Source organism: Arenimonas sp. MALMAid1274 (assembly GCF_049195245.1).
GTDB lineage: Bacteria > Pseudomonadota > Gammaproteobacteria > Xanthomonadales > Xanthomonadaceae > Arenimonas.
Genome location: NZ_JBMIRR010000023.1, coordinates 216,734 through 239,427, shown reverse-complemented (window position 1 = coordinate 239,427; position 22,694 = coordinate 216,734). Strand labels below are relative to the sequence as shown.

Here is a 22,694-nt window from a genome sequence, read left to right as displayed (position 1 = left end):
GGCGCGGCCGGTCAGGGCTTGCGGATGTCGGCGTCCACGCTGTCGCCGCCGGGCGCCGAATCCGCGCCCAGGCTCACCAGCTCGTAGGGGCCGTTCGCGCCCGGACGCTTGAACTCGATCGGCGCGCCCCAGGGATCCTTGAGTTCGTCGGCGGTGGCATACGGGCCGAGCCAGCCGGGCATGCCCGGCGAGGTGGCCAGCTGGTCCAGCGACTCGGGCAGCTTGCCGGTGTCCATGCGGAACTGGTCGACCTTGCCGGCCAGCACGCTGAGCTGGGTTTCGGTGATCTTGACGTTGCCGCGGTCGGAGCCGCCCATCACGCTGCGGGTGATGAGGGCCATCACCGTGCCGATCAGCACGATGACGATGATGATCTCGATCAGGCTGAAGCCGCGGGCGCGGGCGTGGAGCTGGGGGATGCGTCGCATGTCGGGGGCCTATAGCTGGTTGGTGAGGTTGTAGATGGGCAGCAGCACGGAAAGCATGATGCCGCCGATGATCACGGTCATGACCAGGGTGAGCAGGGGCACCAGCGCAGCCAGCAACCGGTCGAGCGCATTGCCGGTTTCCTGGTCGAAGGTGTCGGCCACCTTGAGCAGCATGCCGTCGAGCTCGCCCGACTCCTCGCCCACCTGCACCATCTGCACCGCCAGGCGCGGGAAGAGTTTCTGCCGGCCCAGCGCATAGCCCAGGCCGCTGCCGGTCTTGACCTCGTCGGCCGCGGCTTCCACCGCCTCGGCCAGCACCCGGTTGGACAGCACCGGGCGCGCGAGGTTCATCGCCGTGAGCAGGGGCACGCCGTTGCGCACCAGGGTGCCCAGGGTGCGGGTGAGGCGGGCGGTGTCGAGCTTGGCCACCAGGTCGGCCACGAAGCGCATCCGCAGCAGGCGCGCATCGATCGCACGACGCACCGCGGGCTGGGTGAAGCGCCAGTAGCCCCAGGCCAGCAGGCCCAGCAGCGCCGGCACGATCGCCCACCACCAGCCGCGGATGAACAGGCTGGCCTCCAGCACCAGCACCGAGTACCAGGGCAGTTCGGCGTTCATGGATTCGAACAGCGACTGGAACTGCGGCACCACCACCGCCAGCAGGAAGGCCACCGAGCCGACCACCAGGCTCATCAGGATGGCCGGGTAGATCAGCGCATTGATCACGCGACCGCGCAGCGCGGCGCTGCGCTCGAGGTAATCCGCCAGCCGGCGCAGGCTTTCGTGCAGACTGGCGCCGGCCTCGCCGGCGCGCACCAGGTTCACGTACAGGCGCGAGAACAGGCCGTGCTGCTGCTCCATCGCGGTGGACAGGGGCGTGCCGCCGCGCACCGACTCGCGGATGCGCTCGACCACGCGGCGCGCCTCGGGCGTGGCCGGCAGTTCGAGCAGGATGCCCAGCGCACGATCCAGCGGCTGACCCGCACCCAGCAGCGTGGCCAGTTGCTGGGTGAACTGCAGGATCTGCGCCGAGGTGAACTGCTTGCGCTTGAACAGCGTGGACAGCCCTTCCCCGCCCGCTTCGTCGGCGCGCCTGGCCTCGACCGGCAGGTGGCCCTGGTCCTGCAGGCGCACGATCACTTCCTCGGCGCTGGCCGCCTCCATCTGGCCGTCGAGGTTCTCGCCGGCGGCCGACAGCGCCTTGTAGCGGAACATCGCCATGGGCCTAGGCGTCCTGCGTCACGCGCAGGACTTCCTCGATGGTGGTCAGGCCCTGCATGGCCTTGAGCAGGCCGTCTTCGTACATGGTGCGCATGCCGGCGGCGCGCGCGGCCTCTTCCAGCTCGCCCATGCCGGCGTGCTTCATCACCAGGCGGCGCAGGCCGTCGTCCATCACCAGGAATTCCATGATGGTGGTCCGGCCCAGGTAGCCGGTGGGCGTGAGCGCGGACGGCTTCGGGCGATACAGGTGGATCGTGCCCTCGGGCTGGAAGCGGCGCAGGCCGAATTCCTCGATCACCTCGGGAAGGGCCTCGTACTTCTCCATGTGCGTGGGCTCGATGCGGCGCACCAGGCGCTGGGCCAGGATGCCGTTCACGGTGGAGGTCAGCAGGTAGTCCTCCACGCCCATGTCCATCATGCGGGTGATGCCGCCGGCGGCGTTGTTGGTGTGCAGGGTGCTCAGCACCAGGTGGCCGGTGAGCGCGGACTGGATGGCGATGCGCGAGGTTTCCAGGTCGCGCATTTCGCCGATCATGATGATGTCCGGGTCCTGGCGCACGATGCTGCGCAGCGCGTGCGCAAAGTCCAGGCCGATCTGCGGCTTGGCCTGGATCTGGTTGATGCCCTCGATCTGGTATTCGACCGGGTCCTCGACGGTGATGATCTTCACGTCGGGCGTGTTGAGCTTGCTCAGCGCGGCATACAGCGTGGTGGTCTTGCCCGAGCCGGTGGGGCCGGTGACCAGCAGGATGCCGTGCGGCTGTTCAAGCACCTGGGTGAAGTCGGCCAGGAATTCGTCGGTGAAACCCAGCGCCTTGAAGTCCAGCACCACCGACTCGCGGTCGAGCAGGCGCATCACCACGCTCTCCCCGTGCGCGGTGGGCACCGTGCTCACGCGCAGGTCGAGCTCCTTGCCCTGCACGCGCACCATGATGCGGCCGTCCTGCGGCAGCCGGCGCTCGGCGATGTTGAGCTTGGCCATGATCTTGATGCGCGAGATCACCGCGGCGGTGAGGTTGGCGGGCGGGGACTCGGATTCCTCCAGCACGCCGTCCACGCGGTAGCGCACCTTCAGGCGGTTCTCGAAGGGCTCGATGTGGATGTCGGAAGCGCGCAGCTCGACCGCGCGCTGGATCACCAGGTTCACCAGCCGGATCACCGGCGCTTCCGAGGCCAGGTCGCGCAGCTGCTCGACGTCGGCCTCGTCGCCGCTGGCGTCGTCGCCCAGGTTCTCGACGATGGTGCCCATCGCGGAACGGCCCGAGCCGTAGTAGCGCTCGATCAGGTCGGCGATTTCGGCGCGCAGGCCCACCTTCACCCGCACCTCGCGGCCGGTGGCCAGCGCCACGGCCTCGGCGGCGTAGGGATCCTGCGGATCGGCCACCAGCAGGTCCACATGATCCTCGCCCTCGCCCACCGGGCACACCGCCAGCTGCTTGAGGAAGCGCAGCGACAGCGCCACGCCGGGCGGCGGCACATCGGGGCAATCCTTGGCCGACAGCAGCGGCACGCCCATCACGTCGGCGGCGGACTCGGCCATGTCGCGCTCGGACACCATGCCCAGGCGCACCAGCAGCGCGGCCAGCGAGCCGCCGGCTTCGGCCTGCAGGCGCTGGGCCTTGGCCAGGTCGCTGTCCTTGAGCCGGCCGCGCGCCGCCAGCGCCGCGGCAATGCGCGAGTCGGCGGTCTCCGGGATTTCCTGCATCGTTGCGGCCACGCCGGGCTCCGGGTCGGGGAGCCCGGAATTTAGCAGGTCTGCCCGCCCGCGGGGTTCAGGATTGCGGGGGTGCCGCCAGCGCCAGCCAGCTTCAAATCGTGTCCGGGAACGGCTCAGGCAACCCAGGCGCGGGCGTTGCGGAAGATGCGCAGCCACGGCGAGTCCTCGCCCCAGCCGGCCGGATGCCAGCTCATCTGCAGCGTGCGGAACACCCGCTCGGGGTGCGGCATCATCAGCGTGGCGCGGCCGTCGCGGCTGGTCAGGCCGGTGATGCCGTTGGGCGAGCCATTGGGATTGGCGGGGTAAGCCTGCGTGACCTCGCCGCGGCCGTCCACGAATCGCAGGGCAACGTGCGCGGCGGATTCATGTTCGGGCGCGTCGAAGCGCGCCAGGCCTTCGCCGTGCGCCACCACCACCGGGATGCGCGAGCCGGCCATGCCGGCGAACAGGATCGAGGGCGATTCCTGCACCTGCACCTGGGCCAGCCGTGCCTCGTACTGCTCGCTGCGGTTGCGCAGGAAGCGCGGCCAGTGCTCGGCGCCGGGCACCAGGCCCTTGAGCTGGGCCAGCATCTGGCAGCCGTTGCAGACGCCGAGGCTGAAGCTGTCGGCGCGCTCGAAGAAACGCGCGAACTGCTCGCGCAGGTCCGGCCGTTCCAGGATCGAGGTGGCCCAGCCGCGGCCCGCACCCAGCACGTCGCCATAGCTGAAGCCGCCGCAGGCCGCCAGGCCCTTGAAGCTGTCAAGCGCCACGCGACCGGCGATCAGGTCGGACATGTGCACGTCCACCGCGGTGAAGCCGGCGCGGTCGAACGCCGCCGCCATTTCGACCTGGCCGTTGACGCCCTGCTCGCGCAGGATCGCCACGCGAGGCCGCACGCCGGTGTGGATCCAGGGCGCGGCGATGTCCTGCGCCGGATCGAAACCGAGTTTCGGGCTGAGGCCGGGATCCTCGAAATCCAGGCGCGCGGTGCGCTCGGCGTCGGCGCCGGCGGGGTCGTCGCGCAGGGCCTGGATGGCGTGCGTCACTGACCACCAGGCCTCGAAAAGTTCGTGCCAGCTCCACTCGGCCAGCACTTCGCGGCCTTCGCTGATGCGCACCACCGGCGCACTGACGGGCTTGCCGATGCGCTGGGTGCAGTGGGTCAGCTCATGGCGGTTGACCAGGTCGGCGAAGGCCGCGCGGTCCTCGGCGGCGATCTGCACCACCGCGCCCAGTTCTTCATTGAACAGGGTGGTGTAGGGATCGTCGCCCCAGCCGTCGAGGCTGAGCTCGAGGCCGCAGTGGCTGGCGAAGGCCATTTCGCAGAGAGCAGCGAAGGCGCCGCCGTCGGAGCGGTCGTGATAGGCCAGCAGCAGGTTGTCGGCGCGCGCGGCCTGGATGAGCGCAAAAAAATCGCGCAGGCGTGCGGGTTCGTCCAGGTCCGGGCAGGCGCCGCCGAAGGCGGAATGCACCTGGGCCAGGATCGAGCCGCCCATGCGGCGCGCGCCGGCGCCCAGGCCGATCAGCCAGAGTTCGGACTCCACGCCGCGGTCGAGCACCGGCACCAGCGTGGCACCGGTATCGGCCACGCGCGCGAACGCGGTGACCAGCAGCGACACCGGCGACACCGATTTCTGCGGGCCTTCCGGCGCCTGCCACTGCGCCTGCATGGACAGCGAGTCCTTGCCGACCGGGATGCTGATGTCCAGGTCCGGGCACAGCTCCATGCCCACGGCCTTGACTGCGTCGAACAGCAGCGCGTCTTCGCCCGGGAACGAGGCCGCGGCCATCCAGTTCGCCGACAGCTTCACCTCCGACAGCGCGGCCACGCCGGCCGCCGCCAGGTTGGTGATGGCTTCGCCCACCGCCATGCGCGCCGAGGCGGCCGCATCCAGCAGGGCCAGTGGCGTGCGCTCGCCCAGGGCCATGGCTTCGCCGGCCACGCCGTTGAAGTCGGTCAGCGTAACGGCGACGTCGGCCAGCGGCAGCTGCCACGGGCCCACCATCTGGTCGCGCGAACACAGGCCGCCGACGCTGCGGTCGCCGATGGTGACCAGGAAATTCTTCGCCGCCACGGTCGGGTGCGACAGCACGCGCAGGCCGGCCTCGCGCAGGTCCAGCTTGCCGGTGTCCAGCCGCGGCCAGCGCGGCGCCGGCGTGCGCTGGGTGTCGCGGTGCATCCTGGGCGACTTGCCGAACAGCACGTCCATCGGCAGGTCGATGGGCAGCGAGCCGTCCGGCGCCTTCAGCACCAGGCGCTCTTCGGCCGTGGCCACGCCGACGGCCGCGAACACCGCGCGCTCGCGCCGGCACAGGGCTTCGAAATCGGCCAGGCGGTCGGCGGCCACGCCGAGCACGTAGCGCTCCTGCGCCTCGTTGGACCACAGCTGCATCGGCGACAGCGAGGGATCGTCGCTGGGGATCTTCGCCATCTCGATCACGCCGCCGACGTTGGAGTCGTGCAGCAGCTCGGGGATGGCGTTGCTGAGCCCGCCTGCGCCAACATCGTGCGCGGTGAGGATGGGGTTACGGTCGCCCTGGGCGTAGCAGCGGTCGATCACTTCCTGGCAGCGGCGCTGCATCTCGGGGTTGTCGCGCTGCACCGAGGCGAAGTCGAGGTCTTCAGAACTCTGGCCCGACGCGACCGACGACGCGGCGCCGCCGCCCAGGCCGATCAGCATCGCCGGGCCGCCGAGCACCACCACGTGGTCGCCCGGGCGCAGGTCGAGCTTCTTCACCTGGCTGCGGTCGATCGCGCCCAAGCCGCCGGCCAGCATGATGGGCTTGTCGTAGGCGCGGCTGAGGCCGGGCTGGTCGGTGGGCAGTTCGAAGCTGCGGAAATAGCCGGTGAGCGCGGGACGGCCGAACTCGTTGTTGAACGCGGCGGCGCCGATCGGGCCGTCGGTCATGATTTCCAGCGCGGTGGCCATGCGCGGGTTCAGCGGACGCGCCGCCTCCCAGTCGCGCGGCAGCGAGGGGATGCGCAGGTGCGACACCGAGAACCCGTTGAGGCCGGCCTTGGGCTTTCCGCCGCGGCCGGTGGCGCCCTCGTCGCGGATCTCGCCGCCGGCGCCGGTGGCCGCGCCCGGGAAGGGCGAGATGGCGGTGGGGTGGTTGTGGGTCTCGACCTTGATGCAGAAGGCCGAATCCAGCGGCGCGCTGTGGCCGTATTCGTGGCTGCCGGTCTCCGGGCGGAAACGTGCGCCCGGATGGCCTTCGACCACCGCCGCGTTGTCCTTGTACGCGCTCAGGGTGAGCTGCGGCGACTGCGCGTGGGTGTTCTTGATCATGCGGAACAGCGACAGCGGCTGCGGCTCGCCGTCGATGGTCCAGTCGGCGTTGAAGATCTTGTGCCGGCAGTGCTCGGAGTTGGCCTGCGCGAACATCATCAGTTCGGCGTCGGAGGGATCGCGGCCCAGCTCGCCGTAGCGCTGCTGCAGGTACTCGATCTCGTCGGGCGACAGGGCCAGGCCCAGGCGGTCGTTGGCCTCGTCCAGGCCGGCCAGCGGCACGCGTTCCACCGCACCGGGGGCCGGACGCACAAACAGGCCGGCGGCCTGGTCACGCGCGTCGAGCAGGGACTGGGTCATGGGATCGTGCAGGGCGCGCGCCAGGCGCGGCCAACGCGGGTCATCGGCCGCAGGCAGGCCGGCCAGGTCCAGGCGCAGGCCGCGCTCGACCCGCTTCACGGGCAGTCCGGCGCCGCGCAGGATTTCAGTGGCCTTGCTGGCCCAGGGCGACAGCGTGCCCAGCCGGGGCACCACGAAGCGGGACGTGGCGCCGTCGGCCGGCGCTTCCTGCGCGGTGCAGCCCTCGAGGATGCGGCCGAGCGCGGTCAGGTCGGGCGAGGCCCCGGATTCGGGCTGCACGAAGTAGCTGTGCCAGGCCCCGGTGACCCGGAGGCCGTCGACGATCTGCTGCAGGCGGGCTTGCAAGCGGTCGCGCCGGAAGGGCGACAGGGCCGGCAGGCCCTCGAGGACGATCATGTCCGCACGATTCCGTGGAAAACGAACGCCCTATTGTAGACGAAGGGCGGGCCCGGGGCCCGTCCCTCAGGGGCCGGCCTTGGCCTTGCCCTGCCCGTCCAGGTCCTTGAGCCGCGCCAGCATGTCCTCCGGGGACAGGTAGCCGCCCAGCTGCACGCCGTTTGGCGCATAGATGGCCGGGGTGCCATCCACGCCGGCCTTGCGGCCCAGGTCGTAGTCCATGGTCACCGGATTGGTGCAGGTGCCCTTGGGCAGCTCGGCGCCGGCCTTGGCGGCCGTCAGCGCCTTCCGGCGGTCGGGGGCACACCAGACCGAGACCGCCTTCTCGAAGCCTTCCGAGCCGATGCCTTCGCGCGGGAAGAACAGATACTCCACCGAGATGCCCAGCTTGTTGTAGTCGGCCATCTGCTCATGCAGCTTGCGGCAATAGCCGCAGTCGATGTCGGTGAAGACGGTGATGCGGTACTCGGGCTTGGCGGCCGCGAAGATGATGCGGCGGTCGGGGCCGGCCTTGTCCAGCAGCTGCTTGCGCAGCGCGCCTTCGCTGGCCAGGGTGAGGTTGGCGCGGTCGGGGATGTGCAGCAGGGCGCCCTGCATCAGGTACTGGCCATCATTGGACACGTAGACCACGCGGCCGCCGATGGCGACTTCACTGAAGCCGGCCAGGGGCGAGGCGCTGATCTGGTCGATGGTGGCGTCGGGGGCCAGGGCCTTCATGGCGGCGCGAACCGCCGCTTCGTCCAGCTTGGCCGGCACGGAGGCCGGTGCGTTGGCGGCCGCCGCGGGGGCGCGTGCCGGCGGCTCGGCGGCGCAGGCGGTCAGGCTGAGCATCAGGGCAAGCACGAGCGGGGAACGACGGATCATGCGGGAAGGTCCTGGCGGTATCGGTAGGAGTGCGACCCGGGTCGGGGCCGAAAGTTCTCGGATTGTGGCATGCCTCGTGGCCCGGGTCGCCCGGGCTGCTCAGGCCCGCGGGTGGTGGGCCTGGTGCAGGCGCTTGAGCCCTTCGCGCGCCACAAGGGTGTATATCTGGGTGGTGGACAGGGAGCTGTGGCCCAGCAGCATCTGCAGCGCCCGCAGGTCGGCCCCATGGTTGAGCAGGTGGGTCGCGAAGCTGTGGCGCAGCCCGTGCGGGCTGACCCGGGCCGGGTCGATGCCGGCCAGCACGGCCAGCCGCTTCACCACGTTCCAGAACTGCTGGCGGCTCAGCGCCGCCCCGCCGCGGCCCAGGAACAGCGGGGCCGCCGCCCGGCCGCCCGCCAGCGCGGGGCGCGCCTGCGCCAGGTAGGTCTCCAGCCAGTGCTGGGCCTCGTCCCCCAGCGGCACCAGGCGCTCCTTGCTGCCCTTGCCCATCACCCGCACCACGCCCTGTCGCAGGTTCAGGGCGGTCGCGGGCAGGTTCACCAGCTCGCTCACGCGCAGGCCAGTGGCGTACATCAGTTCGACCATCGCGCGGTCGCGCATGCCGGACGGCGTGTCCACGGGTGAGGCCAGGATCAGGGCCTCGACCTGGCTCTCCGACAGTGCCTTGGGCAAGGACCGACCCAGCTTTGGCGGATCCAGCAGCGCAGTGGGATCGGCCTCGCGCACCCCGATGCGCACCTGCTGGACGTAGAACGCACGCAGCGCCGACAGCAGCCGGGCATTGCTGCGCGCCGCGTAGCCGGCCGCGGTGCGGTCGGCCAGATAGTCGTAAAGCTGCTGGCGGTCGGCGCTGGCCAGGTCGCGGCCGCGCGTGCCCAGCCAGCGCGCCAGGCCTTCCAGGTCGCGCCGGTAGCTGTGCAGGGTGAGCGGGGACAGGCCCGATTCGGCCCAGGCCCGGTCCAGGAACGCGGTGATCGCGCGAAGGTCCTGCGGCGCGGCCGGCGGCAGGGCCTGCGCGCGGGCGCGGCGATCGGCAGGTCGGGTCGCGGGCATGCGCGCAGCTTAGCGGCCGCCTGTCGGCGCGGCTATGCTGTGGCGATGAATTCCGAAACCACCAACATCGCGCGTCCCGCGCACCTGGGCTGGCGTCTGCTGGCGCTGGTGTATGACGCCATGCCCAACATCGCCCTGTGGATCGCGGTCAGTGCGATCGCGCTGGCGATCAAGCCCGGGCACGCGCCGTTCGCGCCCTGGAGCCTGGGCCAGGTGTCGCTGTGGGGAGTGTGCTGGCTGGTGACGGGTGCCTACGCGGTGCATTCCTGGCGGCGTTCCGGCCAGACCCTGGGCATGCGGCCCTGGCGCCTGAAGGTGATCGCCGCCGACGGCCGGCCCGCAGGCCCGCGCGCCCTGGCCCTGCGCTATGCGGTTTCCACGCTGTCGCTGGCCGCACTGGGCCTGGGCTTCCTGTGGTCGCTGTTCGAGCGTGAGCGCCGCACCTGGCACGACCTGGCCAGCGCCACCGTGATGGTGCGCACCGAACGCTGAGCCTATTCGCGTCGCGCGAACAGTCCCCAGCACAGGCCCATCAGCACCAGCGGCGGCAGCAGGTAGGCCACGCGCGCGTCGAACCGGTACACGTCCGACAGGCTGACCACCAGCCGCTGCGCCAGCAGGTAGGCCACGCCGATGACAATGGCCACGAACAAGCGCTTGCCGAAACCGCCCGAGCGCAGCGAGCCGAAGGCGAAGGGCAAGGCCGCCAGGCACAGCACCGCTACGTTGATCGGGTAGAACCATCGGGCCCAGTACGCGTTCTCGAAGGCCTTGGCGTCCAGCCCGTTGCGCTGCATGTATTCGATGTTCCGGTCCAGCTCGCGCGCACTGAGGTAGCGCGGGCGCGACGCCGCGGCGGCTAGCGCCTGGCCGTCGAGTCCGGTTTCCCAGCGCACGACTGCGACGGTCTGGTTCTCGACGGATCGTTCGTCGAAGCGCGAACGTTTGACGTTGCGCAGTTGCCAACCGTCCGGACGGTGCTCGGCGGTGGCCGCCTCGGCCAGCGACAGCAGCTTGCCCTGGTCGTCGAACTCGAACAGGCGCACGCCGCGCAGCTCGGTCCAGTCCACGCCATCGGTGCGGCGGCGCGCGCCATCGCGCGCGTTGAGGAAGACATTGCCCTCGCGCACCCAGAGGCCGGAGACGCGCGCCACCACCACGTCGCCCGTCTTGGCCGAGTTCACCACGCCCTGCGCACTCTGCTCGCCGACCGGCGCCAGGGTCTCGGCATTGATCACCATCAGGCCGGTGAGGGCCATGATCGACAGCAGCGCGCCCAGGCCGATGCGCAGCCTCGACAGGCCCACCGCGCGCATCGCGGTCAGCTCCGAGCGCGCAGACAGCCCGCCCAGGCCCAGCACGCAGCCGATCAACGCCACCGTGGGAAACAGTTCGTACAGGCGGCGTGGCACGGTGTAGGCCATGTACAGCACCGCGTGGCTGAGCGTGTAACCGCCCTCGCCCACCTCGTCCAGTTCACGCACCAGGCCCGACAGCACGTCGAACCCCACCAGCACCGTCCAGGTGGCCAGCGTGGTGAGCAGCACGCTGCGCGCCAGGTACAGGTCGACGATGCGCGGGCGCAGGTTCATGCCGCGCTCCGGCGCGGCGCGCGCAGGCGGCCATCGGTGCGGAACAGCCAGATCGCCAGGGCCGCCACCGGAACCAGCAGCCACCACAGGCCCAGCCACGAGGGCAGCGTGCCGCTGGCCAGCCAGCCCTTGCCCATCAGCAGCAGCACCATCGCGTTCACGTAGATCAGCAGCGCCGCCAGCATGCGGCCATAACGCGCCTGCCGCGGCTCGCCGCGACCCAGCGGCAGCGCCAGCAGGCCCAGGGCCAGGGCCATCAGCGGCGTCGCCAGACGCCAGTGCAGCTCGGCGCGCGCGGGCGCATCGGACTGCGCCAGCAGCTGCAGGGTGGGCCGCGCCTCGAGCTCATCGGCGCCGGTGTCGGGCGCGCGGTCGGGCACGCTCACTTCGTTCTGCTCGAAGCGCATCAGGCGGAAGTCCTTCGCCGCCGGGGTGCCTTCGACGCGGAAGCCGTCGCGCAGCACCAGGTAGCGACCGGTGTCGCCCTCGACCCGCAGCTCGCCTTCGCTGGCCGTGATCACGTCCAGGCGGCCCTCGCGCTCGGACTGCACGAACATCTTCGAGAAACGGGTGCCGTCGGTGCTCAGCTCACCCACGTAGAGGATGCCACCGCGACCCGGCAGCTCGATGAAGCGCCCCGCTTCCAGGCCGGCCACCAGGAACGAGCGGTTGGCGGTGTTGATCATCTCGCGCGCCAGGCGCGCCCCGGCCGGTGCCAGCCACAGTGAAGCCACGGCCACCACCAACACCACCGGCACGGTGACCAGCATCAGCGGGCGCCACAGCCGCTGCGGGCCCAGGCCCACCGAGGACAGCACGGCCATCTCGCTGTCGCCATAGAGCCGGCCGACCGACAGCAGCAGGCCGACGAACAGCGACAGCGGCAGCAGCATCGGCAGCACCTGGATCGAACGCAGGCCCAGCTGCGACAGCAGCAGCGCTGCCGGCACCTTGCCGCGGGCGATCTCGGCCATCAGGTCCACCAGCAGGCCGCCCAGGCCCACCAGCAGCAGCACCACCGTGACGGCGGCGACGCTGAGGGCGAACTGACGCAGTACATAGCGCTCGATCAACCGCATTCGGGACGGGGACCTCTGCCGGGGAAGGGCGGACGGGGAACACTTGCTAGAATCGGGGGGTCCTCCGGCCGGCCGCCTTCACGGCGGCGCCGACCCGAATCCCCTCAGATTGTACGGAATCACAGACCATGGCCCTCGAATTTCGCCTGAACCACCCTGACCCCGCCACCGCCGAAGCCGACTGCATCGTGGTAGGCGTGTTTGCCGACGGCAGCCTGTCGCCCTCGGCCAAAGCCCTGGACCAGGCCAGCGGCGGCAAGCTCGCCGCGCTGGTCGAGCGCGGCGACGTGTCCGGCAAGACCGGCCGCACCAGCCTGTTGCCCGACCTGGCCGGCGTGCGCGCAGCGCGCGTGCTGGCCGTGGGCCTGGGCGACGCCGGCAAGTTCGCGGTGCCGCAGTACCTCAAGGCCGTGGCCGATGCGGTGCGGGCGCTGCGCACCGGCCCCTCCGGCCACGCGCTGCTGACGCTGACCGAGCTGGGCGTTCCTGCGCGCGACGCCGGCTGGAACCTGCGCCAGGCGGTGATCGCCGCCGACCACGCCGCCTATGCCTATACCGCCACCCTGAGCAAGAAGGGCGGCGCCGACGGCCTCAAGCGCGTGGACATCCTGGGCGCCGAATCCGGCCGTGCCGAATTCGAGCGTGGCGTCGCCATCGCCGAGGGCGTGGAGCTGGCGCGCGAACTGGGCAACCTGCCGCCGAACATCTGCAACCCGGGTTACCTGGCCGACACCGCGCGCCGGATCGCCGGCGAGCAGGCCAATGTCGAGGTCGAGGTGCTCGAGCGCGCCGACATGGAGAAGCTGGGCATGGGCTCGCTGCTGGCGGTGGCCCGCGGCTCGGCCAATCCGCCGCGCCTGATCGTGCTGCGCTACACCGGCGCCGGCGACGCGCGCCCGCATGCGCTGGTCGGCAAGGGCATCACCTTCGACACCGGCGGCATCAACCTGAAGGTGCAGGGCGGCATCGAGGAAATGAAGTTCGACATGTGCGGCGCCGCCAGCGTCATCGGCACCTTCCTGGCCGTGGCCCGGATGCAGCTGCCGATCAACCTGGTCACGGTGGTGCCGGCGGTCGAGAACATGCCCGATGCCGATGCCTACCGCCCCAGCGACATCCTGACCTCGATGTCGGGCAAGACCATCGAGGTCGGCAACACCGACGCCGAGGGCCGCCTGATCCTGTGCGATGCCCTGACCTACGTGCAGAAGTTCAAGCCGCAGGCCACGGTGGACGTGGCCACGCTGACCGGCGCCTGCGTGGTGGCGCTGGGCAAGTTCGCGGCCGGCCTGATGAGCAAGCACGACGACCTGGCCGACGAACTGCTGGCCGCCGGCGAGCAGGTGTTCGACCGCGCCTGGCGCCTGCCGCTGTGGGACGAGTACCAGACCCAGCTCGAGTCCGCCTTCGCCGACGTCTACAACATCGGCGGCAAGAACGCCGGCGCGATCACCGCGGGCTGCTTCCTGGCGCGCTTCACCGAAGGCCAGCGCTGGGCGCACCTGGACATCGCCGGCGTTTCCAACGGTGAGGGCCGCAAGGGCCTGTCCTCCGGCCGCCCGGTCGGCCTGCTGACCCAGTGGCTGATCGACCAGGCCTGATGCCCAGCGCCACTTTCTACCTGATCGGCAAGCCGCGCTTCCGCGAGCAGCCGCTGCTGCTGGCCTGCGAGCTGGCGCGCAAGGCCAGCGACGCCGGCCTGCCGATGCTGGTGCTGTGCGCCTCGGCCGAGCAGGCCGAACTGCTCGACGACCTGCTGTGGTCTTTCGATCCCGACGCCTACGTGCCGCACCAGATCGTCGGCGCGGACGAGGACGAGGACGAAGTGCCGGTGCTGCTGGCCGCGCCGGAGCACGACGTGCCGCTGCGGCCGCTGGTGCTGAACCTGCGCGATGCGGCGGTGCCCGACGGCTTCGAGCGCGTGCTGGAAGTGGTGCCCGCCGACGATTCTGCACGCGGGCCACTGCGCGAGCGCTGGAAGGCCTACGCCGCGCGTGGCCTCGAGGTGCAGAAACACGACATGTAGCACCGCCGCCCGGGGCGGGCCGCGCCCTTATCGCGGCGCGGCCAGCACTTGGTCGAGCTGGGCCTGGCCCGGCGTCTGCGCCGCCTCGCCGTGACCGATGGCGGCGCCGTCGCGGAAGATCGCGTACTGCCCGCAGTCGAAGCACAGCAGCACTTCCCAGGCGTGCCCACCGGCGACGTAGGTGATGGCATGGCGATAGCGCGGCGCGCAGGCCGAGCGTTTTTCGACCGGCGATCCGAGCCAGCCGCCCAGCACGTCGCGGACCAGCCCGCGGTGCTCGCGGGACTGCACCGACGCACGGGCCAGCACGGCGATCGCGCCGACGCAGTCACTGGCCGGGCACGGAACCGGGTCCTTGCCGCCGGCTGCGCCATCGAGCGCGATGAACTCCACCCGGTCGGCCACCTGCAGCGCCTGCAGCGCCTGGGCTTCGGGCGTGGGTACCAGCGCCTTGCCGTCCGGGCCATAGCTGGCGAAGTCGCCGCCGTCGCGCCGGTAGGTTTCGGCCAGGCCACCCTCGTTGACGATCTGGATCGGCGGCGCCTCGGCCGCCGGGGCCTTCGCGTCCTCGGCCAATGCCGCGGCCGGCGCGAACAGCAGCGTGCAGATCAGGGCGGTGCGAAGAAGGGCGGCCATCGGGAGATCCTCAGCGGGTGGCAAGTATGTGTTCAACGGCGTCGGCGTCGCGCGGCACGCCCTCGGTCAGCACCTCGTGGCCCTGCGCAGTGACCAGCACGTCATCCTCGATGCGGATGCCGATGCCCTGCCACTTCGCCGCCACGCCCTTGGTTCCGGGCGCGATGTAGAGTCCGGGCTCGATGGTGAACACCATGCCGGGCTCGAGCTCGCGGTAGTCGCCGGCCAGCTTGTACTCGCCGACGTCATGCACGTCCAGGCCGAGCCAGTGGCCGGTCTTGTGCATGTAGAACTTCTTGTAGGCGCCGCTGGCCAGCGCGGCCTTGAGCGTGCCCTTGAGCAGGCCCAGCGAGAGCAGGCCTTCGGTGAGCGTGGCGACCGCGGCATCGTGGCCGGCGATCCAGGGCTTGCCGGGTCGTGCCTGCGCCAGGGCCGCCTGCTGCGCCGACAGCACCAGGTCATACAGCGCGCGCTGTTCGGCGCTGTAGCGGCCGTTCACCGGCCAGGTGCGGGTGATGTCGGACGCATAGCCGGCGTACTCGGCGCCAGCGTCGCACAGCAGCAGGTCGCCGTCGGCCAGCGGGCCGTTGTTGTCGCGATAGTGCAGCACGCAGCCGTTGGCGCCGGCGCCGACGATCGGCTCGTAGGCGGCCACCGCGTCGTTGCGGCGATAGGTGTACTGCAGCGCCGCCTCGACTTCGTATTCGCGCCCGCCGGCGCGGGTGGCGCGCATCGCGGCCAGCTGCGCCTCGCAAGCGATGCGCGCCGACTGGCGCATCAGCCTGAGCTCGGCGGCGCTCTTGAACAGGCGCAGCTCGTGCAGCAGGTGCCCCAGTTCGAGGAATTCATGTGGCGGCTGGGCGCCGTGGCGCACCTGCGAGCGCACGCGGTTCACCCAGCCGATCAGCTTGAGATCGAACTCGGTGTCGCGGCCGAAGTGGTAGTAGACGCGCGAACGTCCTTCCAGCAGGCCCGGCAGGATCTCGTCCAGGTCGGCGATGGGATAGGCGTCGTCGAAGCCGTGGCGCTCGACCGCGCCTTCGGGCCCGGCGCGCGGGCCGTCCCAGGCTTCGCGCCCGGCATCACGCTCACGGCAGAACAGCAGGCACTCGCCGTGCTTTCGGCCCGGCACCAGCACCATCACCGATTCCGGTTCCGGGAAACCGCCCAGGTACCAGAAGTCGCTGTCCTGCCGGTAGGGGTAGTGGGTGTCGTGGCTGCGCACGCGCTGGGGCGCGCTGGGCAGGATCAGGATGGCATCCTGGTCGGCCATGCGCATCAGCTGCTTGCGGCGGCGCGCGTACTCCGCGGGCTTGATCATGCCGGCCTCAGTTGAGCTTGCGGCGGTGCCGGGGTCCCAGCACGCAGTCGCTGTGCAGCAGCAGCACGGCCACGCGGATGAATTCGGCCACTTCGGCCAGGGCATCCTCGTCAGCCTCGGGGTCGTCGTAGCTCAGGTCGCTGGCCGCGATGCGGCCGATGTCGGCCAGGGCTTCCTCGGACTCGTCCGACAGCGGCGGCTTGGCGCCGGCCGCCAGGCCGAAGCCGCCCAGGAAGCCGCGGCACCAGGCCACCAGGCCGTCGCCGCGCTCGCTGACGGGGCGCTCGTCGCCCGGCATCAGCATTTCAAATTCGAAATCGGGCGAATCCAGCTGGCGGGTGCTGGCGCGGTAGAGCTGGTCCATGGGACCGCCCGCGTCCGGCGCCGACAGCAGCGGATCGGCCATGACCGCGGCCAGCCAGGTGGCGGCCTCGTGCTTGCCGCCCGCCGACAGGTAGCCGCACAGCGAGCCGTGCAGCTCGCAGGGGTCGATGCCTGCCTCCAGGGCCTGGAGTTCGGCGACGAGCGCGTCGTGGTCAGGCAGCTGGGCTTCGGACATGGGAAGGGTGCCGTGGGGAGGCCGCTAGTCTAGCAAGCCGCGCCGGGCGGCTTGTGGCGGTGTGGGTGCCCCCCTACACTGAGTGCGATAGCACGGACTGATACAGGGGACCTCCGGGCCTAATGGCGCTGTGGCGAAATGGGGCATGGGGTCCGACTGTCCACGCGGCAGCCTTCGGCGCCCTCGCCCTTGTGCCGGGCCTGGCCCGCGCCCAGGCGGGCATCGGACCCGCGTCCGGGCTGGTGCTGCAGGTCATCCTGGTCGTCATCGCCCTGTTCCTGAGCTGGCTGCTGTGGCGGGTCTGGAGCCATCGCCGCCGCCAGGAAACGTCCCTGCTCGGCGAGATCCGCGAGCGCGAGGAACGCCTGAACCTGGCCCTGTGGGGCTCGGGCGACGAGTTCTGGGACTGGAACATCCGCGACAACAGCCTCTACCGGCTCGGCGCCAACCAGCTGCTGGGCCAGGGCAGCCGCGAGGAAATGTCCACCGACGACTGGCGCACGCATTCGATCCACCCCGAAGACCTGCCGCGGGTACAGAAATTGCTGCAGGAACACATCGTCGGCCACACCGACGTGTTCGAATCCGAGCACCGCATCCGCAACGCGCGCGGTGAATGGGTTTGGGTGCGCTCGCGCGGCAAGGTGGTCGAACGCGACACCAGCGGCAGCCCGCTGCGCATGGCCGGCACCGCGCGCGACATCACCGTCATCCGCCGCGCCGAGCGCGAGCGCCGGGTGGCGCTGGAAGTGCTGCGCTCGATGAGCGAAGCGGTGGCGGTGATCGACCTGGACTTCCGCTTCATCTCGGTCAACCCGGCCTTCTCGCGCATCACCGGCTACAGCGAGGAGGAAGTGATCGGCCAGAACAGCCGGCTGCTGGACTCCAGCCAGCACAGCGCCGAGTTCTACCGGCGCGTGCGCGACGTGCTCGAGCGCACCGGCCACTGGGCCGGCGAGATGTGGCAGCGGCGCAAGGACGGCGAGGAGTTCCTGGGCTGGATCGAGATGAGCGAGGTGCGCGACGCGATGGGGCTGCGCAGCCACTTCGTGGCCGTGGTCAACGACATCACCGACAAGAAGCGCGCCGAGCAGGAGCTGCGCTACCTGGCCAACTACGACACGCTGACCGGCCTGCCGAACCGGGCCCTGTTGAGCGAGCGCCTGGGCCGCGCCATCGTGCGCGCGCGCCGGCAGGAGACGCGGGTGGCGGTGCTGTTCCTGGACCTGGACCGCTTCAAGGACATCAACGATTCGCTCGGCCACGCCGCCGGCGACCGCCTGCTCAAGGCCGCGGCCACCCGGCTGCAGGCCACCGTCGGTGCGTCCGATACCGTGGCGCGCCTGGGTGGCGACGAGTTCACGGTGGTGCTGGAGGACGTGGAGTCGATCCCGGCCGTGGAGCGCATGGCGCGCGAGATCCTCACCGCGTTTTCGATGCCGCTGGAGGTGGACGAGCGGCACGATGTTTCCATCACGCCGTCGCTGGGCATCAGCCTGTACCCGGACCACGCGCTGGTGCCGACCGACCTGCTCAAGTTCGCCGACACGGCCATGTACCAGGCCAAGGCCGAGGGCCGGAACACCTACCAGATTTACAACGAGACCATGGACGCCGAGTCGCGCCGGCGCGCGACGGTGCTGGCCTCTCTGCGCAAGGCGCTGGACCGCGGCGAGTTCCGGCTGGTGTACCAGCCGCGCATGGCCCTGGCGGACGGCCGCATCACCGGCGTGGAATCCCTGCTGCGCTGGCACAGCGCCGAACTGGGCGAGATCCCGCCGACGGTGTTCATCCCGCTGGCCGAGGAGTCGGGCCTCATCCTGCAGATCGGCGACTGGGTGCTCAATGAAGCCATGCAGACGCTCAAGCGCTGGCGCAGCCACGGCCTGAACGAGATTTCCATCGGCGTGAACGTGTCGGTGCTGCAGCTGCTGCGCGGCAACCTGCCGGAGATGCTGCGCAGCCTGATCCACGACCTGGGCGTGCCGGCCAACCGCATCGAGTTGGAAGTCACCGAGTCGATGGTGATGCAGAACGCCGAGCAGACCACGCACGTGCTCAACGAGCTGCGCAAGCTGGGCATCACCCTGGCCATCGACGACTTCGGCACCGGCTACTCGTCGCTGGTCTACCTCAAGCGGCTGCCGATCGACACGCTGAAGATCGACAAGGAATTCATCGGCGACCTGACCCGCGACCCGGACGACGAAGCGATCACCGCCACGGTGATCACGATGGGCCATTCGCTGGGCCTGAACGTGATCGCCGAAGGCGTGGAAAGCGAACAGCAGCTGAGCTACCTGCGCGAACAGGGCTGCGACGAGATCCAGGGCTTCTGGCTGTCGCCGCCGCTCGATGCGCACCGCTGCCTGGCCTTCATCCGCAGCTGGCAGCCCGGCACGGTCGCCGCCATTCCCGCGCCGTATTGACCCCACCCCCTGCCCCGCCTAAGGTGGCCGCGATGAGCCTTCCCGATCCCGTTGCCCAGCTGCAGGCCCTGGCCGAGCGCTTCGAGCGCCTGGCCGAGCAGCACCGCCGGCTGCTGGAGGAAAACCGCAGCCTGCGCCAGGGACAGGAACAGCTGGTGGCCGAACGCGCCGCCCTGCTCAACAAGAACGAACAGGCCCGTTCGCGGGTGGAAGCCATGATCACGCGGCTCAAGTCGCTGGAGCACAACGCGTGAGCGAACCGGTCAACGTCAAGATCCTGGACCGCGAATTCACCGTCGGCGTCGAAGCTGACGAACGTGACAGCCTGATGGCGGCCGCGCACCTGCTCGACGCGCGCATGCGCGAAGTGCGCGGCAGCAACCGCATGGCGGCGCTGGACCGGGTGGCGGTGCTCACCGCGCTCAACCTGGCGCACGAGCTGCTGCAGCTCAAGCAGGCGGCCGAGCAGCGCGATGTCGCCCTCAACCGCACCCTGGGCGAACTCAACCGCAAGCTCGACGGCCTGTTCGACGCGCCGCGCTGACGTTCACCCAACTTTTAGGGTGCAGGTCTATAATCGGCCTTGAGTCCTCTGCCGTGTTCGACAGCGTGCAAAACATTCGCCTTGTCCCATAAACACGACCCGGGAATCTGCGGTGATAGCGGTGTGCATGTCCGCCCTGTTGCGGAAAGCCTGAAGCCGTCGCACAGGTACCCACTTGATCCCAGGGATCAAGGTCGTTTCGCCCGCATCGGCATGGCGGAGGATTTTCTTCTTGGCACCCACCCGCACTGAACTGCGCCATCTGCTGCGCGCCCGCCGGGCCGCGCTCAAGCCGGGTGAGCGCCTGGCCGCAGCCGATGCCGTGGCCCGCCATCTCGGCGGCACCCCCCTCCTGCGTGAACCGGGCTACGTGGCCGGCTACTGGGCCGTGGGCGGCGAACTGCCCCTGCATGCCGTTCAGCTGCGTCTTGCGTCGGGCCAGGTCTGGTGCCTGCCGCTGGTGCAGGACGACGGCAGCCTGCGCTTCGCGCCCTGGCGCGCCGGCGATCCCCTGGCGCCCAATCGATACGGCATTCCCGAGCCGGCCGTCGAGCCCGCGTCCACCCTGGCCCCTTCGGACATGTCCCTGGTGCTGCTGCCGCTGCTGGGCTTCGATGCCGCCGGCCACCGGCTGGGCATGGGCGGGGGTTACTACGACCGCGCCTTCGCCTTCCGTCGGGACCAGCCGGCGCCCCCGCGGCTGGTCGGTGTCGGCTACGGCTGCCAGGAACTGCCGGCCCTTGCGACCGAAGCCTGGGACGTGGCGCTGGACGGCATCGTGACGGAGCACGGCTACCGCGCGATCGGGCGATAATGGCGCCATGAAACAGTACTGGCTGATGAAGTCCGAACCCGAGGAGTTTTCCATCGACTCCCTCAAGAAGGTCGGCACCGAACCCTGGACCGGCGTGCGCAACTACCAGGCGCGCAACTTCATGATGAAATCGATGAAGGTGGGCGACGGCGTGCTGTTCTACCACTCCAACTGCGAGGTGCCGGGCGTGGCCGGCCTGGCCGAGGTGGCGTCCGAGGCCTACCCGGACCCGACGCAGTTCAAGAAGAAGTCCGATTATTACGATCCGGCCAGCAAGCCCGAAGAGCCGCGCTGGTGGCTGGTGGACGTCGCCTTCAAGCGCAAGTTCAAGCGCGTGGTGTCGCTGGAGCAGCTGCGCGGCGAGGCCGAGGCCCTGGGCGAGTTCGCCCTTCTGCAGCGCGGCAACCGCCTGTCGGTGCTGCCGGTGACGGCCGCGCAGTACGCCCACATCCTTTCCCTCGAATAGACCCGGAGACCGCCCCCATGTCCCGCGATGCGCAGAAGAAGCTGGCCGCCGAAAAGGCCCTGGAGTTCGTCGAGGACGGCACCGTGGTGGGTGTCGGTACCGGATCCACCGTCGCCTTCTTCATCGACGGGCTGGCGCGGCTCAAGGGCCGGATCGAGGGCGCGGTGTCGAGCTCGGAACAGAGCACGCGCCAACTCAAGGGGCACGGCATCCCGGTGCTGGACCTCAACGCCGTGGGCCCGCTGAAGCTGTACGTGGATGGCGCCGACGAGTGTGACCCCTGGAACCGCCTGATCAAGGGCGGTGGCGGCGCGCTGACGCGCGAGAAGATCATCGCCCAGGCCAGCGAACGCTTCGTCTGCATCATCGACGAGGCCAAGCAGGTGGAGCTGCTGGGTAAGTTCCCGCTGCCGATCGAAGTGATCCCGATGGCGCGCAGCCTGGTGGCGCGCGCGATCGCCGAGATGGACGGGCAGCCGGTGTGGCGCGAGGGCGCGGTCACCGACAACGGCAACTGGATCCTGGACGTCTACAACTGGCGTATCCAGGACCCGGTGGGTCTGGAAGCCAAGCTCAACCAGATCCCCGGCGTGGTCACGGTGGGCCTGTTCGCGGCGCGGGCGGCGGACGAGGTGATCATCGGCGACAGAATCCGCCCCCGGCGCTGACACGCCAACGCGGTAGACAGAGAAGAGAAAACATACCAGGTATATTTATATGCGGCGCCCGGCAGAAACCGGACGTTACATATAAATATACCTGGTATGTTTTCTCTTCTCTGTTTTCGCGGCCCGTCAGGCGGGGGTGTTGGCGGCGAGCAGGCGGATCATCGCGCCCAGGCCGCCGTGCAGCGCGCTGACTTCGTAGCCAAGGCGCTTCAGCACGAACGCCGCGGCGGCAGAGCGCTCGCCGGTGTTGCAGTAGACCACCACGCGGCTGCCCGAGGGCAGGACGTTGGCCACGTCTTCGCGCAGGCGGTAGAGCGGCACGTTCACCGAACCGTCGATGGCGCGCTGGGCGTGTTCTTCCGGCATGCGCACATCCAGCAGCACCGCGCCGGCCTGCGCCAGGCGCGCGGCCTCGGCCGGCAGCACCCAGGACAGCATCGGCGGCTTCAGCACCGCCTCGAACGCATCGCGCGACAGCCGCATCAGCTGGCCGCCCTGCATCATGCGCACGGTGGCATTGCGCGGCAGGTTGGACAGCAGCGCGTCCTCGCCGAAGGTATCGCCTTCGCGCAGGTAGGCCACCACCTGCGGCGCCCCGTCGAGGTACTTGGAAATCGACGCGGTGCCTTCGCGCACCACGTAGAAATAATCCGGCGCATCGCCCTCACGCATCACGATCTCGCTGGGCTTGACCGTCACCGGCTCGAACATCTGGAACATCTTTTCGATGTTGCCGGTGGGCAGCCGCGCGAAGGCCTGGCTGCGCAGCAGGCGGAACACCCAGTTGTTGCCGCCCGGCGCGGTACCGAAGTGACGGTAGTTGTCGTCGCGGCTGAGCTGGTCCCAGGTGATCAGCTTCTCGAGGTAGCGGCGGTCGATGCGCATCACGCGCGCCTTGCCGGAAAACACCTTGGCGGTGAAGCGGCGCGGCACCGCATCGTTGAGCGAATAGCGTCCGTGCGGCGCGCTGGCGATATGCGCCACGCTGCGCCCGTCGGGATAGTTGCAGCGGATCTCGCCGTCGAGCAGGTAGACCGTGTCGTCGTCGAGGTCGCCGGACTCGAACACGTTCTCGCCGCGCGAGTAGTCCGACACCAGGGCCTCGCGGGCCAGCTGGTCGCGGGTCTCCTGGCGCAAGGACTCGAGCGGGAAGAGGCGGGCCAGGTGTTCGGCGGGAACGGGCATGGAAGCGGACTCCGGGAGCGGACGGAATCAGTCTATAGCTGTATGGGGAGTTTGGGGTAGCGGGGGACGGTCCGCGGCCACGCGTTGGCGGTGTTTTCGACGTGCCTTCCCCCGGCCAAAAACA

Annotated in this window: 21 protein-coding genes and 1 other RNA gene; 10 read left to right on the top strand and 12 right to left on the bottom strand. The window is 70.0% G+C overall.

What is annotated here, in order from left to right; genetic code table 11:
* Positions 1-11: 11 nt before the first annotated feature.
* From gspG to xerD, 6 genes are all read right to left on the bottom strand, one after another.
* A complete protein-coding gene (gene gspG, locus ACOQFR_RS04525; protein ID WP_421379005.1) occupies positions 12-428 on the bottom strand; it encodes a type II secretion system major pseudopilin GspG in 417 nt (138 codons plus the stop codon).
* 9 nt (positions 429-437) lie between these two features.
* A complete protein-coding gene (locus tag ACOQFR_RS04520; RefSeq protein ID WP_421379003.1) occupies positions 438-1,649 on the bottom strand; it encodes a type II secretion system F family protein in 1,212 nt (403 codons plus the stop codon).
* Between the two features lie 4 nt (positions 1,650-1,653).
* Entirely contained in the window at positions 1,654-3,354 is a 1,701-nt protein-coding gene (gene gspE, locus ACOQFR_RS04515) for a type II secretion system ATPase GspE (RefSeq protein ID WP_421379158.1), read from the bottom strand.
* Between the two features lie 125 nt (positions 3,355-3,479).
* Positions 3,480-7,334 carry a phosphoribosylformylglycinamidine synthase gene (purL, locus tag ACOQFR_RS04510; RefSeq protein WP_421379001.1) on the bottom strand — a complete coding sequence of 1,285 codons (3,855 nt, stop codon included), beginning with the start codon at positions 7,332-7,334 and terminating at the stop codon, positions 3,480-3,482.
* A 66-nt stretch (positions 7,335-7,400) separates the two neighbouring features.
* On the bottom strand, positions 7,401-8,198 hold the full coding sequence (locus ACOQFR_RS04505) for a thioredoxin fold domain-containing protein (RefSeq protein WP_421378999.1): 798 nt from the start codon (positions 8,196-8,198) through the stop codon (positions 7,401-7,403).
* A gap of 99 nt (positions 8,199-8,297) precedes the next feature.
* A complete protein-coding gene (gene xerD, locus ACOQFR_RS04500) occupies positions 8,298-9,251 on the bottom strand; it encodes a site-specific tyrosine recombinase XerD (RefSeq protein WP_421378997.1) in 954 nt (317 codons plus the stop codon).
* A gap of 45 nt (positions 9,252-9,296) precedes the next feature.
* On the opposite strand from xerD, the gene ACOQFR_RS04495 reads away from it, so the two are divergent.
* Positions 9,297-9,743 carry an RDD family protein gene (locus tag ACOQFR_RS04495; protein WP_421378995.1) on the top strand — a complete coding sequence of 149 codons (447 nt, stop codon included), beginning with the start codon at positions 9,297-9,299 and terminating at the stop codon, positions 9,741-9,743.
* Between the two features lie 2 nt (positions 9,744-9,745).
* Here the strand turns inward: ACOQFR_RS04495 and lptG are convergent, their stop codons facing one another.
* A complete protein-coding gene (lptG, locus tag ACOQFR_RS04490) occupies positions 9,746-10,843 on the bottom strand; it encodes an LPS export ABC transporter permease LptG (RefSeq protein ID WP_421378993.1) in 1,098 nt (365 codons plus the stop codon).
* Positions 10,840-11,922 carry an LPS export ABC transporter permease LptF gene (lptF, locus tag ACOQFR_RS04485; protein WP_421378991.1) on the bottom strand — a complete coding sequence of 361 codons (1,083 nt, stop codon included), beginning with the start codon at positions 11,920-11,922 and terminating at the stop codon, positions 10,840-10,842. The genes lptG and lptF overlap by 4 nt, the downstream gene beginning before the upstream one ends.
* A gap of 128 nt (positions 11,923-12,050) precedes the next feature.
* On the opposite strand from lptF, the gene ACOQFR_RS04480 reads away from it, so the two are divergent.
* Both ACOQFR_RS04480 and ACOQFR_RS04475 read left to right on the top strand, forming a co-directional pair.
* Positions 12,051-13,523: a leucyl aminopeptidase gene (locus ACOQFR_RS04480; RefSeq protein WP_421378989.1), complete on the top strand. Its 1,473-nt coding sequence runs from the start codon at positions 12,051-12,053 to the stop codon at positions 13,521-13,523.
* The gene (locus tag ACOQFR_RS04475) at positions 13,523-13,948 is read left to right on the top strand and encodes a DNA polymerase III subunit chi (RefSeq protein ID WP_421378987.1); all 426 of its coding nucleotides are present in this window, start codon (positions 13,523-13,525) and stop codon (positions 13,946-13,948) included. The genes ACOQFR_RS04480 and ACOQFR_RS04475 overlap by 1 nt, the downstream gene beginning before the upstream one ends.
* A 27-nt stretch (positions 13,949-13,975) precedes the next feature.
* On the opposite strand, the gene ACOQFR_RS04470 is transcribed toward ACOQFR_RS04475, so the two are convergent.
* Genes ACOQFR_RS04470 through ACOQFR_RS04460 form a run of 3 tightly spaced genes read right to left on the bottom strand, consistent with a single transcriptional unit; the run spans position 13,976 to position 16,464 of the window.
* The gene (locus ACOQFR_RS04470) at positions 13,976-14,584 is read right to left on the bottom strand and encodes a hypothetical protein (RefSeq protein ID WP_421378985.1); all 609 of its coding nucleotides are present in this window, start codon (positions 14,582-14,584) and stop codon (positions 13,976-13,978) included.
* A gap of 10 nt (positions 14,585-14,594) precedes the next feature.
* Positions 14,595-15,905: an aminopeptidase P N-terminal domain-containing protein gene (locus ACOQFR_RS04465; protein ID WP_421378983.1), complete on the bottom strand. Its 1,311-nt coding sequence runs from the start codon at positions 15,903-15,905 to the stop codon at positions 14,595-14,597.
* A gap of 7 nt (positions 15,906-15,912) precedes the next feature.
* The gene (locus tag ACOQFR_RS04460; RefSeq protein ID WP_421378981.1) at positions 15,913-16,464 is read right to left on the bottom strand and encodes a UPF0149 family protein; all 552 of its coding nucleotides are present in this window, start codon (positions 16,462-16,464) and stop codon (positions 15,913-15,915) included.
* A gap of 191 nt (positions 16,465-16,655) precedes the next feature.
* On the opposite strand from ACOQFR_RS04460, the gene ACOQFR_RS04455 reads away from it, so the two are divergent.
* The 7 genes from ACOQFR_RS04455 to rpiA all read left to right on the top strand — a co-directional run bounded on the left by ACOQFR_RS04455 (position 16,656) and on the right by rpiA (position 21,385).
* Positions 16,656-18,893, top strand: a complete 2,238-nt coding sequence (locus tag ACOQFR_RS04455) for a putative bifunctional diguanylate cyclase/phosphodiesterase (RefSeq protein WP_421378979.1) — start codon at positions 16,656-16,658, stop codon at positions 18,891-18,893.
* A 32-nt stretch (positions 18,894-18,925) separates the two neighbouring features.
* Positions 18,926-19,147: a TIGR02449 family protein gene (locus ACOQFR_RS04450; protein WP_421378977.1), complete on the top strand. Its 222-nt coding sequence runs from the start codon at positions 18,926-18,928 to the stop codon at positions 19,145-19,147.
* Positions 19,144-19,437 (top strand): cell division protein ZapA, encoded by a 294-nt coding sequence (locus ACOQFR_RS04445; RefSeq protein WP_421378975.1) that lies wholly within the window; start codon positions 19,144-19,146, stop codon positions 19,435-19,437. The genes ACOQFR_RS04450 and ACOQFR_RS04445 overlap by 4 nt, the downstream gene beginning before the upstream one ends.
* A 42-nt stretch (positions 19,438-19,479) precedes the next feature.
* Positions 19,480-19,664: non-coding RNA, 6S RNA (gene ssrS / locus ACOQFR_RS04440), on the top strand.
* 5 nt (positions 19,665-19,669) lie between these two features.
* Positions 19,670-20,251, top strand: coding sequence for a 5-formyltetrahydrofolate cyclo-ligase (locus tag ACOQFR_RS04435; RefSeq protein WP_421378973.1), 582 nt, complete (start codon positions 19,670-19,672; stop codon positions 20,249-20,251).
* Positions 20,252-20,258: 7 nt separating this feature from the next.
* A complete protein-coding gene (locus tag ACOQFR_RS04430; protein WP_421378971.1) occupies positions 20,259-20,717 on the top strand; it encodes an EVE domain-containing protein in 459 nt (152 codons plus the stop codon).
* 17 nt (positions 20,718-20,734) lie between these two features.
* Positions 20,735-21,385 carry a ribose-5-phosphate isomerase RpiA gene (gene rpiA, locus ACOQFR_RS04425; RefSeq protein ID WP_421378968.1) on the top strand — a complete coding sequence of 217 codons (651 nt, stop codon included), beginning with the start codon at positions 20,735-20,737 and terminating at the stop codon, positions 21,383-21,385.
* Between the two features lie 126 nt (positions 21,386-21,511).
* On the opposite strand, the gene ACOQFR_RS04420 is transcribed toward rpiA, so the two are convergent.
* Entirely contained in the window at positions 21,512-22,570 is a 1,059-nt protein-coding gene (locus ACOQFR_RS04420) for a cyclic nucleotide-binding domain-containing protein (protein ID WP_421378966.1), read from the bottom strand.
* Positions 22,571-22,694 lie beyond the last annotated feature (124 nt).

Excerpts from the sequence above, each read along its gene's own strand:
- gspG (WP_421379005.1), bottom strand. The coding sequence starts at position 428 with ATGCGACGCATCCCCCAGCTCCACGCCCGCGCCCGCGGCTTCAGCCTG.
- ACOQFR_RS04520 (WP_421379003.1), bottom strand. The coding sequence starts at position 1,649 with ATGGCGATGTTCCGCTACAAGGCGCTGTCGGCCGCCGGCGAGAACCTC.
- gspE (WP_421379158.1), bottom strand. The coding sequence starts at position 3,354 with ATGCAGGAAATCCCGGAGACCGCCGACTCGCGCATTGCCGCGGCGCTG.
- purL (WP_421379001.1), bottom strand. The coding sequence starts at position 7,334 with ATGATCGTCCTCGAGGGCCTGCCGGCCCTGTCGCCCTTCCGGCGCGAC.
- ACOQFR_RS04505 (WP_421378999.1), bottom strand. The coding sequence starts at position 8,198 with ATGATCCGTCGTTCCCCGCTCGTGCTTGCCCTGATGCTCAGCCTGACC.
- xerD (WP_421378997.1), bottom strand. The coding sequence starts at position 9,251 with ATGCCCGCGACCCGACCTGCCGATCGCCGCGCCCGCGCGCAGGCCCTG.
- ACOQFR_RS04495 (WP_421378995.1), top strand. The coding sequence starts at position 9,297 with ATGAATTCCGAAACCACCAACATCGCGCGTCCCGCGCACCTGGGCTGG.
- lptG (WP_421378993.1), bottom strand. The coding sequence starts at position 10,843 with ATGAACCTGCGCCCGCGCATCGTCGACCTGTACCTGGCGCGCAGCGTG.
- lptF (WP_421378991.1), bottom strand. The coding sequence starts at position 11,922 with ATGCGGTTGATCGAGCGCTATGTACTGCGTCAGTTCGCCCTCAGCGTC.
- ACOQFR_RS04480 (WP_421378989.1), top strand. The coding sequence starts at position 12,051 with ATGGCCCTCGAATTTCGCCTGAACCACCCTGACCCCGCCACCGCCGAA.
- ACOQFR_RS04475 (WP_421378987.1), top strand. The coding sequence starts at position 13,523 with ATGCCCAGCGCCACTTTCTACCTGATCGGCAAGCCGCGCTTCCGCGAG.
- ACOQFR_RS04470 (WP_421378985.1), bottom strand. The coding sequence starts at position 14,584 with ATGGCCGCCCTTCTTCGCACCGCCCTGATCTGCACGCTGCTGTTCGCG.
- ACOQFR_RS04465 (WP_421378983.1), bottom strand. The coding sequence starts at position 15,905 with ATGATCAAGCCCGCGGAGTACGCGCGCCGCCGCAAGCAGCTGATGCGC.
- ACOQFR_RS04460 (WP_421378981.1), bottom strand. The coding sequence starts at position 16,464 with ATGTCCGAAGCCCAGCTGCCTGACCACGACGCGCTCGTCGCCGAACTC.
- ACOQFR_RS04450 (WP_421378977.1), top strand. The coding sequence starts at position 18,926 with ATGAGCCTTCCCGATCCCGTTGCCCAGCTGCAGGCCCTGGCCGAGCGC.
- ACOQFR_RS04430 (WP_421378971.1), top strand. The coding sequence starts at position 20,259 with ATGAAACAGTACTGGCTGATGAAGTCCGAACCCGAGGAGTTTTCCATC.
- rpiA (WP_421378968.1), top strand. The coding sequence starts at position 20,735 with ATGTCCCGCGATGCGCAGAAGAAGCTGGCCGCCGAAAAGGCCCTGGAG.
- ACOQFR_RS04420 (WP_421378966.1), bottom strand. The coding sequence starts at position 22,570 with ATGCCCGTTCCCGCCGAACACCTGGCCCGCCTCTTCCCGCTCGAGTCC.